The organism is Mediterraneibacter sp. 210702-DFI.5.30 (assembly GCF_020560115.1).
GTDB lineage: Bacteria > Bacillota > Clostridia > Lachnospirales > Lachnospiraceae > Mediterraneibacter > Mediterraneibacter faecis.
In genome coordinates, this window is sequence record NZ_JAJCME010000146.1 from 1 (window position 1) to 245 (window position 245).

1 pseudogene is annotated in these 245 nt (G+C 49.4%); it reads right to left on the reverse strand.

From position 1 onward, the window contains the following. Positions 1–245 (reverse strand): annotated as a pseudogene (locus LI126_RS15030) (hypothetical protein); the annotation flags it as partial.

Sequence of the window (245 nt, forward strand, 5' to 3'; positions counted from 1 at the left end):
GGTTAGCGATGGTTCGACCATCACTGGCAGTCAGAAAGTTTTCTGTGTTTAGGTCAATGCCAATTTGCCGATTAGTGCGGCTAAGCTTAGGAACAAACGGTGTATCGGAGCCTAATTGCAGCGACAAAAAGAATCGATCGGCAGCATCTTTGGAAATGGTTACCGTACCAATGCGTGTTTCGCCTTGACGATCCAATAGTCGCTGCTGAGCGCCTTTGATCCGCAAACGTCCCAGCTTAGGCACC